This is a genomic window from Aquitalea aquatilis (genome assembly GCF_005155025.1).
Taxonomy (GTDB): Bacteria; Pseudomonadota; Gammaproteobacteria; order Burkholderiales; family Chromobacteriaceae; genus Aquitalea; species Aquitalea aquatilis.
In genome coordinates this window covers 3,911,739-3,926,322 of the sequence record NZ_CP039731.1, presented here as the reverse complement: position 1 = coordinate 3,926,322, position 14,584 = coordinate 3,911,739, and the positions used below count along the sequence as shown (strand labels likewise).

At 60.4% G+C, this 14,584-nt stretch carries 14 protein-coding genes; 3 read left to right on the top strand and 11 right to left on the bottom strand.

The window, feature by feature from the left end; genetic code table 11:
- Positions 1 to 91: 91 nt before the first annotated feature.
- Positions 92 to 1,267, top strand: a complete 1,176-nt coding sequence (locus tag FAZ30_RS18275; protein ID WP_124643770.1) for a DesA family fatty acid desaturase — start codon at positions 92 to 94, stop codon at positions 1,265 to 1,267.
- 64 nt (positions 1,268 to 1,331) lie between these two features.
- On the opposite strand, the gene FAZ30_RS18270 is transcribed toward FAZ30_RS18275, so the two are convergent.
- The 3 genes from FAZ30_RS18270 to FAZ30_RS20520 form a co-directional block, all read right to left on the bottom strand.
- Positions 1,332 to 2,036: an MgtC/SapB family protein gene (locus tag FAZ30_RS18270; RefSeq protein WP_124643771.1), complete on the bottom strand. Its 705-nt coding sequence runs from the start codon at positions 2,034 to 2,036 to the stop codon at positions 1,332 to 1,334.
- 126 nt (positions 2,037 to 2,162) lie between these two features.
- Positions 2,163 to 3,803 (bottom strand): Nramp family divalent metal transporter, encoded by a 1,641-nt coding sequence (locus tag FAZ30_RS18265; protein ID WP_137009999.1) that lies wholly within the window; start codon positions 3,801 to 3,803, stop codon positions 2,163 to 2,165.
- 325 nt (positions 3,804 to 4,128) lie between these two features.
- Positions 4,129 to 4,272 (bottom strand): hypothetical protein, encoded by a 144-nt coding sequence (locus FAZ30_RS20520; protein ID WP_158613586.1) that lies wholly within the window; start codon positions 4,270 to 4,272, stop codon positions 4,129 to 4,131.
- 188 nt (positions 4,273 to 4,460) lie between these two features.
- On the opposite strand from FAZ30_RS20520, the gene FAZ30_RS20925 reads away from it, so the two are divergent.
- Complete coding sequence (locus FAZ30_RS20925) at positions 4,461 to 4,595, top strand: hypothetical protein (RefSeq protein ID WP_255424580.1); 135 nt, start codon at positions 4,461 to 4,463, stop codon at positions 4,593 to 4,595.
- A 399-nt stretch (positions 4,596 to 4,994) separates the two neighbouring features.
- A complete protein-coding gene (locus FAZ30_RS18260; RefSeq protein ID WP_059286794.1) occupies positions 4,995 to 5,342 on the top strand; it encodes a RidA family protein in 348 nt (115 codons plus the stop codon).
- A gap of 132 nt (positions 5,343 to 5,474) precedes the next feature.
- On the opposite strand, the gene miaA is transcribed toward FAZ30_RS18260, so the two are convergent.
- The 8 genes from miaA to yajC all read right to left on the bottom strand — a co-directional run bounded on the left by miaA (position 5,475) and on the right by yajC (position 14,521).
- The gene (miaA, locus tag FAZ30_RS18255; protein WP_124643774.1) at positions 5,475 to 6,452 is read right to left on the bottom strand and encodes a tRNA (adenosine(37)-N6)-dimethylallyltransferase MiaA; all 978 of its coding nucleotides are present in this window, start codon (positions 6,450 to 6,452) and stop codon (positions 5,475 to 5,477) included.
- A gap of 72 nt (positions 6,453 to 6,524) precedes the next feature.
- On the bottom strand, positions 6,525 to 7,952 hold the full coding sequence (sbcB, locus tag FAZ30_RS18250) for an exodeoxyribonuclease I (RefSeq protein ID WP_124643775.1): 1,428 nt from the start codon (positions 7,950 to 7,952) through the stop codon (positions 6,525 to 6,527).
- A gap of 81 nt (positions 7,953 to 8,033) precedes the next feature.
- On the bottom strand, positions 8,034 to 8,591 hold the full coding sequence (locus FAZ30_RS18245; protein WP_124643776.1) for a thymidine kinase: 558 nt from the start codon (positions 8,589 to 8,591) through the stop codon (positions 8,034 to 8,036).
- 25 nt (positions 8,592 to 8,616) lie between these two features.
- Positions 8,617 to 10,530, bottom strand: a complete 1,914-nt coding sequence (gene mutL, locus FAZ30_RS18240) for a DNA mismatch repair endonuclease MutL (RefSeq protein ID WP_124643777.1) — start codon at positions 10,528 to 10,530, stop codon at positions 8,617 to 8,619.
- A 78-nt stretch (positions 10,531 to 10,608) separates the two neighbouring features.
- Positions 10,609 to 11,253, bottom strand: coding sequence for a DedA family protein (locus FAZ30_RS18235; RefSeq protein ID WP_124643778.1), 645 nt, complete (start codon positions 11,251 to 11,253; stop codon positions 10,609 to 10,611).
- 85 nt (positions 11,254 to 11,338) lie between these two features.
- Complete coding sequence (gene secF / locus FAZ30_RS18230) at positions 11,339 to 12,274, bottom strand: protein translocase subunit SecF (RefSeq protein WP_137009998.1); 936 nt, start codon at positions 12,272 to 12,274, stop codon at positions 11,339 to 11,341.
- 14 nt (positions 12,275 to 12,288) lie between these two features.
- A complete protein-coding gene (gene secD / locus FAZ30_RS18225) occupies positions 12,289 to 14,130 on the bottom strand; it encodes a protein translocase subunit SecD (protein ID WP_124643780.1) in 1,842 nt (613 codons plus the stop codon).
- 67 nt (positions 14,131 to 14,197) lie between these two features.
- On the bottom strand, positions 14,198 to 14,521 hold the full coding sequence (yajC, locus tag FAZ30_RS18220; protein WP_124643781.1) for a preprotein translocase subunit YajC: 324 nt from the start codon (positions 14,519 to 14,521) through the stop codon (positions 14,198 to 14,200).
- Between the last annotated feature and the right edge of the window lie 63 nt (positions 14,522 to 14,584).

Below are 14,584 nucleotides of genomic sequence, written 5' to 3'. Positions count from 1 at the left end.
GCCACAAGTCGAACCGTAGAAAACAGTCTGACACTGTTGGATCAATTAGTTAAAATGGAGGATTGTCCAAATTACAAGGTTGCCGGCCCTCATGCATTGGCTTAACGGTTTGCTTGATCTCCCGTGGTGGGGATATATCGTTGCTGCACTGATCCTGACGCATATCACCATTGTGTCGGTCACCATCTTCCTGCATCGCCATCAGGCGCACCGCGCGCTGGACCTGCATCCGCTTGCCAGCCACTTTTTCCGTTTCTGGCTGTGGCTGACCACTGGCATGGTCACCAAGCAGTGGGCGGCCATTCACCGTAAACACCATGCCAAGTGCGAAACCGCAGAAGACCCGCACAGCCCGCAGATTCTTGGCATCAAGAAAGTACTGTGGGAAGGGGTGGAGCTGTACCGCGCCGCCTGCAAGGACCAGTCCATCATGGACAAGTTTGGCCATGGCACACCGGACGACTGGCTGGAGCGCAAGTTGTATGCGCCGCATTTCGGCAAGGGCATCATCTTGATGCTGGCCATCGACCTGTTGCTGTTTGGCCCGGCCGGTCTGTCGATCTGGGCGGTACAGATGCTGTGGATTCCCTTCTGGGCCGCCGGTGTCATCAATGGCCTGGGTCACTGGTGGGGCTATCGCAACTTCGAAAACGAAGATGCCTCTACCAACCTCATTCCCTGGGGCATCATCGTGGGCGGCGAAGAGCTGCACAACAACCACCACACTTTCGGCACCTCGGCCAAGCTGTCTTACAAGTGGTATGAGTTTGATATTGGCTGGATGTATATCCGCCTGCTGGAAATTTGCCATCTGGCCAAGGTACGCCGGGTGGCACCGCGCCTGGCGCAGGATGCCAGCCGGACGCAGCTGGATCTGGAACATCTGCAGGCCATCATCTCCAACCGCTACGCCATTGCCTCGCGCTACGCCCGCGAGCTGAAAGAGGTGTATCGCAGCGAGCTGGAAAAAATCAGCTTGCCGGACATGGATGATATGGCGCGCAAGATGAAGGTATGGCTGAAGCAGGATGCCAAGGACACGCCGTCTTGCGACAAGGCGCAGCTGGCTGTGGTGCTGCAACATAGCGAAACCTTGCATACCGTCTACACCATGCGTCAGGAGCTGTGCCGGCTGTGGGAGCGTTCCTCGCTCAGCCGCGAACAGTTGCTGCATGAGCTGCAGGACTGGTGTGTGCGGGCCGAGCAGTCCGGGATTGCCGCACTGGAGCGTTTTGCCCAGAGTCTGCGCATGACGGCGCTAGCTTAAACAGCAGCTTTGCCGCACACAGAAAATCCCGCCGCTGGCGGGATTTTTCATGGGCAGGACAGTATTACTCGGTAATGCTCTGGTTCCAGTAGGCCTGCTTGATATAGGGCTTGGCGGCCAGTTGGGTGGCAATCTGCTCCAGCACTGCCGAATCGGCCGATGTCGACAGCAGGGTGGCAGTGATTTCCACATCATCATCGCCAAACGGCTCGACATTCATATCGCCCAGCGGGTACTGCGCCTGCTCCAGCAACTGGTCGATCAGGGTGAAGGCCAGTTTCTGCTGTTCCTCAGCGCTGATTACACAAAGCTGGTAGGTGACTTCGCTGTGCTCATCGTCCAGCGGTGTGCGGTTGATTGAATTCACCACCGGCCGCAGCAGGGTGTTGGCCGCGAGTACAAATACGGCGTCCAGCAGCGCAGCATCCAGCAGGCCGGCCCCGGCGCAGGCTCCGGCCGCGGCCGAGCCCCATAGCGTGGCGGCAGTATTCAGGCCACGCACATTCAGCCCTTCTTTCATGATGGTGCCGGCACCCAGAAAACCCACGCCAGATACCACGTATGCCACCACGTGGGTGGCACCGTCATTGCCGCCCAGCCGCATGGCGAGATCAACAAAGGCCGCCGCGCCCACGGCGACCAGGGCATTGGTACGCAGGCCGGCGGTACGCTGGCGCACCTGGCGTTCGTAGCCGATGGCTGAGCCGAGCACAAAGGCCGTGACCAGCGCAATAAAGGAATGGGTGAAAGTGGCAAAGTCGAAATGCATGTGCTCTCCTGCTGTCGGTTTCCGCCTGATGGATATAACAGATGACGATTGCAAGCTGGTGAATGAGCGGCACGCCGCCGGGGGTGCCGCTCCGCTTTGGCAGGCAAGGGTGCCTGCCGGCAGGGTTCAGACCAGGGAAATGATCACCTTGTAAATCACCATGCCCATGGCGACGAGCAGATAAGTCCGTAGTACCGACATCCATAGCTTGTTGCGGCTGGACAGTACCATGGGTTTCAGCTTGTCCAGTGCCGGCATGCGCCAGTCATGGCGATGCTGTACATCGCGCTTGTGCGCTTTGTGATTGGCCTGCTGGCCCCTTTCCATTTCTTCGCGGGCATGCAGCACATTCACGGCAATGGCAATGATCAGGCCCAATACGCTACCGCCAATCAGGATGTTGCTGATGGTTTCGCTGGAGATGTCGGGGAATACCACCGCAGCAGTCAAGATGACCGATAGCAGCACCAGTACGGCCACAATGGCGGCGGCAATCAGGTTGGTCAGGCGGTTGTTGACCCAGGGGCCCAGTACTTCCTTGTCATTGCACAGAATCAGCAGGAATACCACGGCGCTGGGTAGCAGTACGCCGGCCAGCGTCTGCACGGCATTGGTCAGCAGGCCCAGCGGTACGCCCGGCAGCAGCACCAGCGCAGCTGCCAGGATGATCAGGCCGCAGTACATGGCATAAAAGCCCTTGGCATCCCCCGGCTTGCGATGCAGCGAGTGCTTCAGACTCAGTACATCGCCCAGGGCATAGGCGGTGGACAACGATACCGCCATGGCGCCGATGATGCTGGCGTCGATCAGGGCAATGGCAAACAGCACCCCAGGCAGGCGGCCATAGTATTTGGCAAGGCCGGCACAGATGGCCCCTGCATCCTGGAAATTGCCGAATTCCGGGTGGCCCATGAAGATTTTTGCGGTGAAGGAAATCATTGCCACCGCCCCGACAATCACCAGCACAATGCCCAGCCACAAGTCGGCACGTTCATACTTGATGAAGCGCGGGGTGATGCGTTTGTCGATGATATAGCTTTGCTGGAAGAACAGCTGCCAGGGGGCAACCGTGGTGCCAACAATGCCGATGATCAGCAGCATGACGTCGGACAGCTTGCCGCCTGGTGGCATCTGCGGCACGACAAAGTCGTGGGCAACCTGGCTGAGCGGCGGGTGCACCATCACGAAAATGGGGACGAGGATCAGGCTGCCGAATACCAGTAGCAGCGAGAAGCGCTCGAAGCGGCGGAAATCCCCGGTGCTGGCGGACAGCATGATGAACAGCGCGGCCAGCAAGACACCGGTGATCTTGGATACGCCGAGAAAGTCCATGCCCAGGCTGATGCCGATGAATTCGGTGACGATGGTCAGCGCATTGAGCAGGAGCAGGTCGATGGCGCTGAATGCACCCCAGAATTTGCCAAAGCGCTCCAGAATCAGCCGGGCATGGCCCACGCCGGTTACCGCGCCCAGGCGCAATACCATTTCCTGGCTGATGTAGATGACCGGAATCAGCAGGGCCAGCGTCCATAGCAGCGAGGTGCCGTAGTTCTGCCCGGCCTGGCCGTAGGTGCTGAAAGCGCCTGCATCGTTATCGCCGACCATCACGATGAGGCCGGGGCCAAGGATGGCGAGCAGGGTTTTGAATTTGGCCATCCAGCCCTTGCGGGCGACAGTGTCGTCGTGGTGGATGGTGCCGAATGCCCCCTTGATATCGCCCACGTGGGCGCTATCCAGCACGGCTGCCTGGTTTTCGTTTTTGGACATGCAATACTCCCTGGGTATGCTTTTTGCAAGCATTAGGCAGCAGAAGCCGGCAGTTCTGAGCGCATAGATGTGTTTTCTTGTGTGCGGACAAGAGAAGATATCTAGGCATCCTGAAACAGGGCAATCGCTGCAAGATCAATATGGTGTGGCCGGGAAGGCCGGCGTGCGGGGAGGTCGCACTGAAGGAAGGGAGGCGGACAGGGGGGAAGAGGTTGGTGGTTAGCGCACCCTCATCCGGCCTGGCGGCGCCTTGCCGCTCAGTACGACCGCGCTACTGGGGTAGGGGTCCATGTTTATCCTTTCTTTGCCAGCAAGCTGGGCAATTTCAATGAAAAAACTTCAGTTTCAGTGCCTGCAGCTTGCTGGCGAGGCAGGCCCACAGGCTTTCGTCTTCTTGGTACAGCTTGAAGTTGTCCGGCAGGGTGACTTCGCGCTCCTGGCTGGAGGAAAGCAGCATGGCGTAGTGCATGATCAGACTCCTGGAGTATTCCGGGTAGTGCTTGATCGCGATCATCTCAGGCGATGGTGGCACTTCCCGTTTGGCAAAATGGCGTAACGGTACGGCAATCACATCGACAACTGTCAGATGGCATGGCGGCTCCTTTCCGTCGCGTGGACGCGGCTGGGTAAAGTATTGCTGCCCGTCAGCCTGAATGTATGTCCTGGCTGATCGGTGTGCGTCGTGAGCAAGCGCTGCGCAATGTCATGCGCAAGCCGGCTGTTGAGGCAGATCAGGCGGCGATGCGCTATCGGGCCGAATACGCCGCATTGGCTGGTATGCAAAAGCCATAGGCCGGCTTGCCAGGCAAAGAGGGCAGAGCGCAAGGCTGAACTACTGGTTTTTGGGGGTGTGCTGCAAGAAAACTGGAAGCGCACCGGCCTGCTTATTCGGCAGAACGGCGGCGAAGGAATACGACGCGTGTCTTACCGAGTAAACTGAAAACGTTGTTGACGACTCTGGCAGTCCAAGGCAGTAAACCTGAAAAATGGAATAGGCCGGATTCTATTCCCATGCTTTTTGCCATGTCAACGCTGCTTTTATATTTTTTTGCACATTCGACAAAATAGCGCCCGGCAAGCCGGACTGAAGGGCGATTCATGCCTGTGTGCTATTGAAAACAGGCTTTCAGTCAGCTGTATTCTCGGTAAAATCGCTGTTTTACCCACCATCCGTAGCAAGAGGGAAGCAGCATGAGCATCTATCGTCACAAGCAGGGCGCACGTCTGGCCGAGGCGGCCGTTTGCAATGGCATGATTTTCCTGGCTGGCCAGGTACCGGAAAACACCGAGGCCGATGCCCAGGCGCAGACTGCCAATGTGCTGGCCCAGATTGACACCCTGCTGGCCGAGCTGGGTTCGGACAAAAGCAAGATTCTGGATGTGACCATTTTCCTGGCCAGTCTGGCCGATTACGACGCCATGAACGCCGCCTGGGATGCCTGGGTGCCGGCTGGCAATGTGCCGGCCCGTGCCACGGTGGAGGCCAAGCTGGCCAACCCGGCGTGGAAAGTGGAAATCAAGCTGGTGGCTGCCAGCTAAGCCGTATTTGGCTGAAGATGAAAAAACCCGCTGCGGCGGGTTTTTTCTTGTCTGCTGCTGGCCGACTGAGAGCGGCTAAACATGGGGCCGCGTCCCTGGGGTAATGCAGCAGCCGGTTTTTGTTGGCAGCTCTTAAAAGCTGCCGGGATAGCGCAGGCTGTCCGCCAGCGGCTGGCCGGCGATGAAATCGCTACAGGCCTGCAATACGCTGTCGGCCAGGTCGGCGCGCTGGGCGCTGACCGGAATCACCGGCAGGCTGCGCATCCAGGTGAGCTGCCGTTTGCACAGCTGGCGGGTGGCCGCCACGCCGCGTTCGATGAATTCGGCTTCGCTGCATTGGCCGTCCAGATACTCCCAGGCCTGGCGGTAGCCGACGCAGCGCATCGAGGGCAGCTCGGGCGTGAGTGTCGGGTAGTCCTGGCGCAGGCGGCGTACTTCGCCGAGAAAGTCCTGCTGCAGCATCAGGTCGAAGCGCTGGGCAATGCGCTGGTGTAGCCAGCTGCGCTCCTCCGGCACCAGTGCCAGCGGCAGGCAGTTAAAGTCGGCCGCAGCTTCCTTGCCACGGGCAATCAGGCTGGACATGGTCTGGCCGCTGATCAGGCAGATTTCCAGCGCGCGGTGAATGCGTTGTGCGTCGTTGGGATTGAGGCGGGCGGCGGTGTCCGGGTCCAGCTCGGCCAGCCGGGCGTGCATGGCTGGCCAGCCGATGGTGCCGGCTTCGGTATCCAGTTCGGCGCGCAGTGCGGCGTCGGCTTGTGGCAGGTCGGACAAGCCTTCCAGCAGCGCTTTGTAATACAGCATGGTGCCACCGACCAGCAGCGGCATATTGCCACGGCCACGGATTTCGTGGATCAGTCGGTTGGCATCGGCATGAAACTGGGCGGCGGAATAAGTTTCCAGCGGGCTGATGATGTCGATCAGGTGATGCGGGCAGGCCGCCATTTCCTCGGCACTGGGCTTGGCGCTGCCGATGTCCATGCCGCGATACACCAGGGCCGAATCCACGCTGATGATTTCCACCGGGAAATGGCGGGCCAGCTCTAGCGCGAGGCCGGTCTTGCCGGAGGCGGTGGGGCCCATCAACAGGATGGCGTCGGGTGTCTGTGACATGGTGTGGTCTTTAGTGCTGGCAGGGTCCGGGGCGGGATTGTCGCACAGCTGTAGCCGCCCCGGAACCTCCTGTTAGTGGTTTTGCGGCAGCAGGCTGGCCGCGTAACTATCCAGTTGTTGCAGGATGGCGTGTTGGGCCGGCGTCAGCTCGCGCTCGCGTGCCGCTGCCATCTCCTGCTGGAATTGCGCCAGACTGCGGCCACCCAGCCCTTCATCCAGCTTGTACCGACACCATTGCTGCCAGCGCTGGCTCTCCTCGCCAGACAGGCTGCTGGGAAAGTTGCGCGCACGGTAGCGGAACAGCAGCTCGCCCAGCTGGGCATCTTCAAAAAAGGCCATTTCGCTGGTGAGCTGGGCGGCACATTTCAGTCGCAGCTTGTTCAGCACCTTGCGGTCGTTGTTGCTGACAAAGCCGCCATACAGGTTTTCGTCCACATCACGCGCCTCGCCCGCTTCGCGGCGGTAGACCTGGCGCCAGATGGGGCTGAGGTCGGGCAGGACCGCGGCGCTGGCGGCATGGGTCTCAATCACCGCCATGTCCACGCCCCAGTGTGTGGCGCGATCTGCACTCAGCACCTTGAGATTGGCGACGACGAAGGGGGACTTGTTGATGTGGATGGTCTTGAGCGGCAGCCGTGTCATGCCTTCTGGCAGATCTTCGCTGCGGGTATAGATGCGCTGGCGGATGGTGTCGGCGCTCAGGCCGCGCAGCATGGCCGGGTCGAAAGCCAGGTCCCACACAATCACTTCATTGCCATTGGTGGGGTGCTGGGCCAGTGGCCAGACAATCGCCATATTGCCGCGCTCCACACCATACATGCCGGACACATGCAGCAGCGGGCGCGGCTGGTGCAGGTTCAGCTGCGCCTTGACCGCGTCTTTCTTGCGCAGGGTGAGATAGTAGTCGAACAGCTTGGGCTGCTTTTGCTTGATCAGCCTGGCCAGCGCAATGGTGGCGCGCACATCGGACAGCGCATCGTGGGCGGCTTCGTGCGCCAGGCCATTGGCGGTGGACAGGTGTTCCAGCTTGAAGCTGGGGCGGCCATCTTCGTGCTGCGGCCATTCGATGCCTTCCGGGCGCAGCGCGTAGGTGGCGCGCACCAGATCGAGAATGTCCCAGCGGCCACACTGGTTCTGCCATTCGCGCGCATAGGGGTCGATCAGATTGCGCCAGAACAGGAAGCGGCTGACCTCATCGTCGAAGCGCAAGGAGTTGTAACCCACACCGATGGTGCCCGGCGCGGCCAGTTCGCGTTCAATCACGCCGGCGAATTCATGCTCGGCCACGCCATGGGCCTGGCAGTGTTGCGGCGTGATGCCGGTGAGCAGACAGGCTTCCGGCGCTGGCAGGTAATCGGGTGCCGGCTGGCAGTACAGCATCACCGGTTCGCCGATTTCGTTCAGCTCGGCATCGGTACGTATCCCGGCAAACTGCGAAGGGCGATCCTGGCGCGGCACGGCGCCAAAGGTTTCATAGTCGTGCCAGAAAAAAGTATGCATGGAGGCTGTCACTCGGTGGGTGGCCGGGCCTTGAGTGTGGCAGCGATGTGCCCACGGGCCAAGGCGCGGCGGTGGGCGGCCTCAGTCTGCCTGATGAAAACAGCGGCCGCAGACGGCGCGATAGCGTGCTTCGCCGCCAATCTCCACTTGCGGGCCCTCTACCACCCGGCTGCCATCGGCATTGATGCGGATATGCATGGTGGCCTTCTTGCCGCAGGTGCAGATGGTCTTGATTTCTTCAATCTCCTCGGCGCGGGTCAGCAGCCAGGTGGAGCCGGGGAAGGGGTGGCCCTGAAAGTCCACCCGCAGGCCGAAGCAGATCACCGGGATATTGCGGGTATGCGCCAGCCGATGCAGCTGACACACCTGCTGTGGGCTGAGAAATTGCGCTTCATCCAGCAGCAGGCAACTGATGCCGGCAAGGTCTGCGGCCAGGAAGTCGGTATGGTCGGCAAAGGTGCGGGCCTGGCGCTGGATGCCCAGTCGCGAGGAAATCATGCCCACGCCGAAGCGGTCGTCGATGGCGGCGGTATACAGCGCCACCTGCTTGCCCATGCTCTCGTAATTATTGGCGATTTGTAGCAGCTGGGTGCTCTTGCCGCTGTTCATGGCGGCGTAGCGGAAAAACAGTTTGGCCATACGTCTGTTTCAAATAAAAAGTGGTTCAGCGCCCGCGCATGAACAGATTGTCGAGGTCCTTCATGCCCAGTCGCGACCAGGTGGGGCGGCCGTGATTGCACTGGTTGGAGCGCTCGGTGTTTTCCATGTCACGCAGCAGGGCATTCATTTCAGTCAGCGTCAGCTGGCGGTTGGCACGTACTGCGCCGTGGCAGGCCATGGTGGCCAGCAATTCGTTGCGCCGTTCGGTCAGCACCTGGCTGAGGCCGAATTCGCGCACATCCTTGAGCACGGCCCGCGCCAGATCCACCGGGTTGCCATCCTGCAGCCATACCGGCACGCCGCGCACGGCAATCTGGGTGGGGGAGAGCGGAGCCAGCTCCACGCCCAGCTGTTTCATCTGCTCGCCATGCTCGTGCACCGTGGCCACTTCCATGCGGTCGGCGGCAAAGGATACCGGCAGCAGCAAGGGTTGCATGGGGATGATGTCGGCTTCCAGCGCGGTTTTCAGCCGTTCGTAGACAATGCGTTCGTGAGCGGCATGCATGTCCACCACGATCAGCCCGTCTTCGCACTGACTGAGGATATAGACGCCGTGCAACTGGGCCAGGGCAAAGCCCAGCGGCGGAATGCCTTCACTGGCTTGTGGCAGTGCCTGCAACTGGGCCGGCGACAGCATGGCTGGCAGGTTGTCGCTAGCTGGCGTGCTGCGGTTTTCTTCTTCGCGCAGGCCGGAGAACATCTTGTCGTAGGTGCCGATGGCCTCGCGTGCCACATGCAGCGGGATGCTCTGCTGCTGATAGCTGAAGGGGCGCACCGGGGTATGGCCGCTGGCACTGCTGGCGGGCGTTGCGGCCGACAGAGGGGCGCGCGGCGGAAACAGGGCTGCTTGCGGTTCGGCTGCGGAGCGGCTGCCTTGCATGGTGTCCTGATTGATCTCGCCCTGGGCTGGCACGGGGGAACTGCTGCCCGCGGTGGTGGCGGCCAGTGCCTTGTTGATGCTGTGGAACAGAAACTGGTGGATGGCCTGGCTTTCGCGAAAGCGCACCTCGATCTTGGTGGGGTGCACATTCACATCCACCCCGGCCGGGTCCATCGACAGGAACAGTGCATACACCGGGTGGCGGTCGTGATGCAGTACATCGCGGTAGGCCTGGCGCAGCGCATGCTGGGCGGTCTTGTCGCGCACGAAGCGGCCATTGACGTAGAAATATTGGGCGTCGCGGCTGGCCTTGGAATAAGTGGGCGAGCCAACAAAACCGCTCAGCGTCATGCTGCCAGCGGAGGTCTCCACCGCAATGGCTTCGCTGATGAAATCCTTGCCCAGCAGTGCGCCAACACGCTCGGCCAGGTCTTGCGCCGGCAAGCGCCAGATTACCTTGCCATTGTGGCGCAGCAGAAACTCGACTTGCGGATGCGCCAGGGCAATGCGTTCGAAAGTGGCTTCGCAGTGGGCGTATTCGGTGTTTTCACTCTTGAGGAATTTGCGCCGCGCCGGGGTGTTGAAGTACAGGTCTACCACTTCCACACTGGTGCCCGCCGCGTGGGCGGCCGGTTCCACCGGGTGCAACTGGCCATCGATGGCGATGATCTGGTAGGCGTGGCTGCTGTCAGCCGGCCGGCTGGTCAGGGTGAGGCGCGATACCGAGGCCACGCTGGCCAGTCCCTCACCACGAAAGCCCAGGGTGCCGACCTGTTCCAGGTCATCCAGCGAGGCAATCTTGCTGGTGGCGTGGCGGTCCAGTGCCAGCGGCAGATCATCGGCGGTAATGCCGCTGCCGTTGTCGGTGACGCGAATCAGCTTGATGCCGCCCTGGGCCAGATCGACCGTGATCTTGCTGGCACCGGAGTCCAGGCTGTTTTCCAGCATTTCCTTGAGGGCGGAGGCGGGGCGTTCCACCACTTCGCCAGCGGCGATCTGGTTGACGAGGTGATCTGGGAGCTTGTGAATGCGTTTCATATGCAGGCCATGATAGTGCCGGACTGGCTGAAAGGGTAGGGCAATACTCCCGCCACCGTTGGCGGGAGTAGGCAAGGCTTACTGGCGTTGTGCCGCGCGCTTGTGGCGCCATACTTCGATGATGGCCGGCAGGAAGGAGACGAAGATGATGCCGAAAATCAGGTATTCCAGATTCTTGCGAATGAAGGGCAGATTGCCGAAAAAATAACCAGCATAGCAGAAGCCGGCTACCCACAGCACGGCACCGGTCACGTTGTACAGCGTGAACTGGCGGTAGCCCATGCTGCCAATGCCGGCCACAAAGGGCGCAAAGGTACGGATGATGGGCACGAAGCGGGTAAAGATGATGGTCTTGCCGCCGTGCTTGTCGTAGAAAGCATGGGTCTTGGCCAGGTATTCCGGCTTGATCAGCCGCGGGAAACGCTGCAGCAGGCTCGCGCCCAGATGCCGGCCGATGGCGTAATTGACGCTATTGCCCAGAATGGCGGCCAGTGTCAGCAACAGTACCAGCAGGTGGGCGTCCATCTTGCCCATGGCCGCCAGTGCACCGGCAACGAACAGCAGCGAGTCGCCCGGCAGGAAGGGGGTAACCACCAGCCCGGTTTCGCAAAAGATGATGAGAAACAGGATGGCGTAGATCCACACTCCGTACTGGACGACCAGCTGGGTCAGGTGGACATCGATATGCAGGATGAAGTCGAGCAGGAAAGTGATGGCTTCCATGAGTCACCGTCGTGGTTGGCTGTAGGCGGATAAAAAACCGGCCGGACAAGCCGGCCAGTGTGTATTGCTTAGGACGTGCTCTGCTTCAGACCACGGCTTCCTCTTTCGATTTGACCGGCTTGACCATGTGCTCGCGGCTGACACCCAGCCACAGCGCGATCGGGCTGGCGACCAGTACCGAAGAGTAAATACCGAAGATGATGCCGATGGTCAGTGCCATGGCAAAACCATGCAGTGCCGGGCCACCGAAAACCAGCATCGACACCACCATCATCTCGGTCGAGAAGTGGGTGATGATGGTACGGCTCATGGTGGCGGTAATGGCGTTGTCGATGATGCTGGCGGTGGTCTTGCCACGCAGGCCCGGCTTGCGGAAGTTCTCGCGGATACGGTCGAACACCACCACCGATTCATTCACCGAATAGCCCAGCACCGCCAGCACGCCGGCCAGTACGGTCAGCGAGAATTCCCAGCGGAAGAAGGCAAAGCAGCCGAGGATGATCACCACGTCGTGCATGTTGGCAATGATGGCCGACACGGCGAAGCGCCATTCGAAGCGGATGGCCAGGTAGGCCATGATGCCCAGACACACCAGGATGGCGGCGGTCAGGCCGTGGGTCACCAGCTCCTCACCCACGCTGGGGCCGACAAAATCGACCTTGCGCAGTTGCACGGTGCTGTCCTTGGCCTTGAGCAGGATCATCACCTTTTCCGACAGCTGGGCGGAAGTGGTGCCCGGCTTGTTCGGCAGGCGAATCATGACATCGCTGCTGCTGCCCAGGCTTTGTACCGTAGCCTCACCCAGCTTCAGACTGTCGACCGAGTCGCGGATCAGATTCAGGTCGGCCGATTGCTGGTATTGCACTTCCAGTACCGTGCCGCCAGTGAATTCCACACTGTAGTTAAGACCGCGCGTGGCCAGGAAGAACACGGCAAGAATGAAGGTGACCAGCGAAATTGCCGTGGTCAGCTTGCCGTAGCTCATGAACGGGATGTCCCGTTTGATGCGGAAAAGCTCCATGATCTGTCCTGTCCTTATTTCTCAGGTTTCCACACCTGGCCAATGGCCAGCGAGGTCAGTTTGCGACGGCGGCCGTACCACAGGTTCACCAGGCCGCGCGAAACCAGCACTGCCGAGAACATCGAGGTCAGAATGCCGATGCAGTGCACCACGGCAAAGCCACGTACCGGGCCGGTGCCGAAAATCAGCAAGGCCAGGCCGGCGATCAGGGTGGTGACGTTGGAGTCCAGAATGGTGGCCCAGGCGTGGCCGTAACCGGCCTGGATGGCCGAGTGCGGCGGTACGCCATTGCGCAGTTCTTCGCGGATACGCTCGTTGATCAGCACGTTGGCGTCAATCGCCATACCCAGTGCCAGCGCAATGGCGGCGATGCCGGGCAGGGTGAGGGTGGCCTGCAAAATGGACAGAATGGCCAGCAGCAGGAACACGTTGACGGCCAGCGACAGGGCAGAGAACACCCCGAACACGCCGTAGTAGATCACCATGAACACCGCGATGGCGGCAAAGCCCCACAGGGTGGAGTGGAAGCCCTTCTCGATGTTTTCCTTACCCAGGCTCGGGCCGACAGTACGCTCTTCGATGATGTTCATCGGCGCGGCCAGCGAACCGGCACGCAGCAAGAGGGCGGTGTCATTGGCTTCGGCCGGGTTCATGCTGCCGGAGATCTGTACACGGCCACCACCGATTTCCGAGCGGATAACCGGAGCGGTCACCACTTCGGCACGGCCTTTTTCCACCAGAATCATCGCCATGCGCTTGCCGATGCTTTCAGCAGTCACCTGACGGAAGATGGAGGCACCAGTGGAATCCAGATTGATGTGGACTGCCGGTGCGCCGTTTTCATCAAAGCCGGCTTGCGCGTCGTTGATGTTGTCGCCGGTCAGCTCGACATCTTTTTTCACCAGAATCTTGCTGGCGCCATGCGAGGTGGCTTCGTCCAGCAGGTCGTAACCAGCCGGAATATTGCCGGCCAGCGCGTCGCTGACCTTGCCCTGGTCGTCTTCCACCATGCGTACTTCCAGCGTGGCAGTACGGCCGATGATGTCCTTGGCGCGGGCGGTATCCTGGATGCCCGGCAGCTCGACCACGATGCGGTTGGGGCCAGCCTGCTGGATGATGGGTTCGGACGTGCCCAGTTCATTCACCCGGTTGTGCAGGGTGGAGATGTTCTGTTTGACGGCATCGCCCTGAATCTTGGTGACTTCTTCCGGCTTCAGGGTGGCGGTCAGTTTGTAGGCGGCATCATCACTGCTCACCACCAGGGTGGGCAGGGTGCGGCTGACCACATTTTGCGCGGCCTTCAGGGTGTCGGCATCACGCAGCTGCACTTCCAGCACATTGCCGTTGCGCTTGATGCTGCCGTAGCGCACCTGCTTGTTCTTCAGCTCGCGGCGGATGTCGCCGGCGTAGCGTTCCATGGTCTTGTCGATGGCCGCCTGCATGTCCACCTGCAGCAGGAAGTGCACGCCACCGCGCAAATCCAGACCCAGGAACATGGGGTAGGCTTTCAGGTCGGCCAGCCACTGCGGCGAGGCCGGCAGCAGGTTGAGCGCGATGATGTAGCTGTCGCCCAGCGCGTGCTGGATGGCATCACGCGCCTTGATCTGGGTGTCGGCATCCTTGAAGCGGATCTTCAGGCTGCTGCCGTCCAGGTACAGACCGTCCGGGCTGATGTTCTGGGCTTTCAGTGCCTCTTCCACGCGGCCCATCAGGGCGGTGTCCACGGTGATGGACTGGCGGGTGCTGGAGACCTGTACCGCAGGAGTCTCGCCGTAGAAGTTGGGTAGCGTGTAGATCGTGGCAATGATCAGGGCTACCGCAATGACGAGGTATTTCCAGAGAGGATAGCGGTTCATGAGTGATATCGGAGGTAGGAAACGAAACTGACCGCCCGGCTTGCGGGCCGGGCGGCCGTCCTGGGGATTACAGGGACTTCAGCGTGCCCTTTTCCACCTTGCCGGTAACGGCCGGGCGCTGCACATTGATTTCCACGCCATTGGCGATTTCTACGGTCAGGAACTGCTCGCCGGTCTTGACGACGCGGCCCAGAATGCCACCCTGGGTAACTACTTCATCACCCTTCTGGATTTCCGACAGCATCTTCTGATGCTCTTTCATTTTCTTCTGCTGCGGACGAACCATCAGGAACCAGAACAGTACGAAAATGACGATCATCGGCAGGAAAGACATGATGTCAAAACCGCCCGGTGCGGTGCCAGCGGCGAAAGCCTTGTCAATAAAGGGCATGGATTTGCTCCCTTGTTATAGTGTTGATGGTGAAACAAACGGGCCATTGTAGCCACGCTGCGT

What these genes read in the sequence shown, in the direction of transcription:
- sbcB (WP_124643775.1), bottom strand. Translation starts at nt 7,952, where the DNA reads ATGCATACTTTTTTCTGGCACGACTATGAAACCTTTGGCGCCGTGCCG.
- FAZ30_RS18235 (WP_124643778.1), bottom strand. Translation starts at nt 11,253, where the DNA reads ATGGAAGCCATCACTTTCCTGCTCGACTTCATCCTGCATATCGATGTC.
- FAZ30_RS20520 (WP_158613586.1), bottom strand. Translation starts at nt 4,272, where the DNA reads ATGCACTACGCCATGCTGCTTTCCTCCAGCCAGGAGCGCGAAGTCACC.
- FAZ30_RS18275 (WP_124643770.1), top strand. Translation starts at nt 92, where the DNA reads ATGCATTGGCTTAACGGTTTGCTTGATCTCCCGTGGTGGGGATATATC.
- FAZ30_RS18270 (WP_124643771.1), bottom strand. Translation starts at nt 2,036, where the DNA reads ATGCATTTCGACTTTGCCACTTTCACCCATTCCTTTATTGCGCTGGTC.
- FAZ30_RS18265 (WP_137009999.1), bottom strand. Translation starts at nt 3,803, where the DNA reads ATGTCCAAAAACGAAAACCAGGCAGCCGTGCTGGATAGCGCCCACGTG.
- secD (WP_124643780.1), bottom strand. Translation starts at nt 14,130, where the DNA reads ATGAACCGCTATCCTCTCTGGAAATACCTCGTCATTGCGGTAGCCCTG.
- FAZ30_RS18260 (WP_059286794.1), top strand. Translation starts at nt 4,995, where the DNA reads ATGAGCATCTATCGTCACAAGCAGGGCGCACGTCTGGCCGAGGCGGCC.
- yajC (WP_124643781.1), bottom strand. Translation starts at nt 14,521, where the DNA reads ATGCCCTTTATTGACAAGGCTTTCGCCGCTGGCACCGCACCGGGCGGT.
- FAZ30_RS20925 (WP_255424580.1), top strand. Translation starts at nt 4,461, where the DNA reads ATGTCCTGGCTGATCGGTGTGCGTCGTGAGCAAGCGCTGCGCAATGTC.
- secF (WP_137009998.1), bottom strand. Translation starts at nt 12,274, where the DNA reads ATGGAGCTTTTCCGCATCAAACGGGACATCCCGTTCATGAGCTACGGC.
- miaA (WP_124643774.1), bottom strand. Translation starts at nt 6,452, where the DNA reads ATGTCACAGACACCCGACGCCATCCTGTTGATGGGCCCCACCGCCTCC.
- mutL (WP_124643777.1), bottom strand. Translation starts at nt 10,530, where the DNA reads ATGAAACGCATTCACAAGCTCCCAGATCACCTCGTCAACCAGATCGCC.
- FAZ30_RS18245 (WP_124643776.1), bottom strand. Translation starts at nt 8,591, where the DNA reads ATGGCCAAACTGTTTTTCCGCTACGCCGCCATGAACAGCGGCAAGAGC.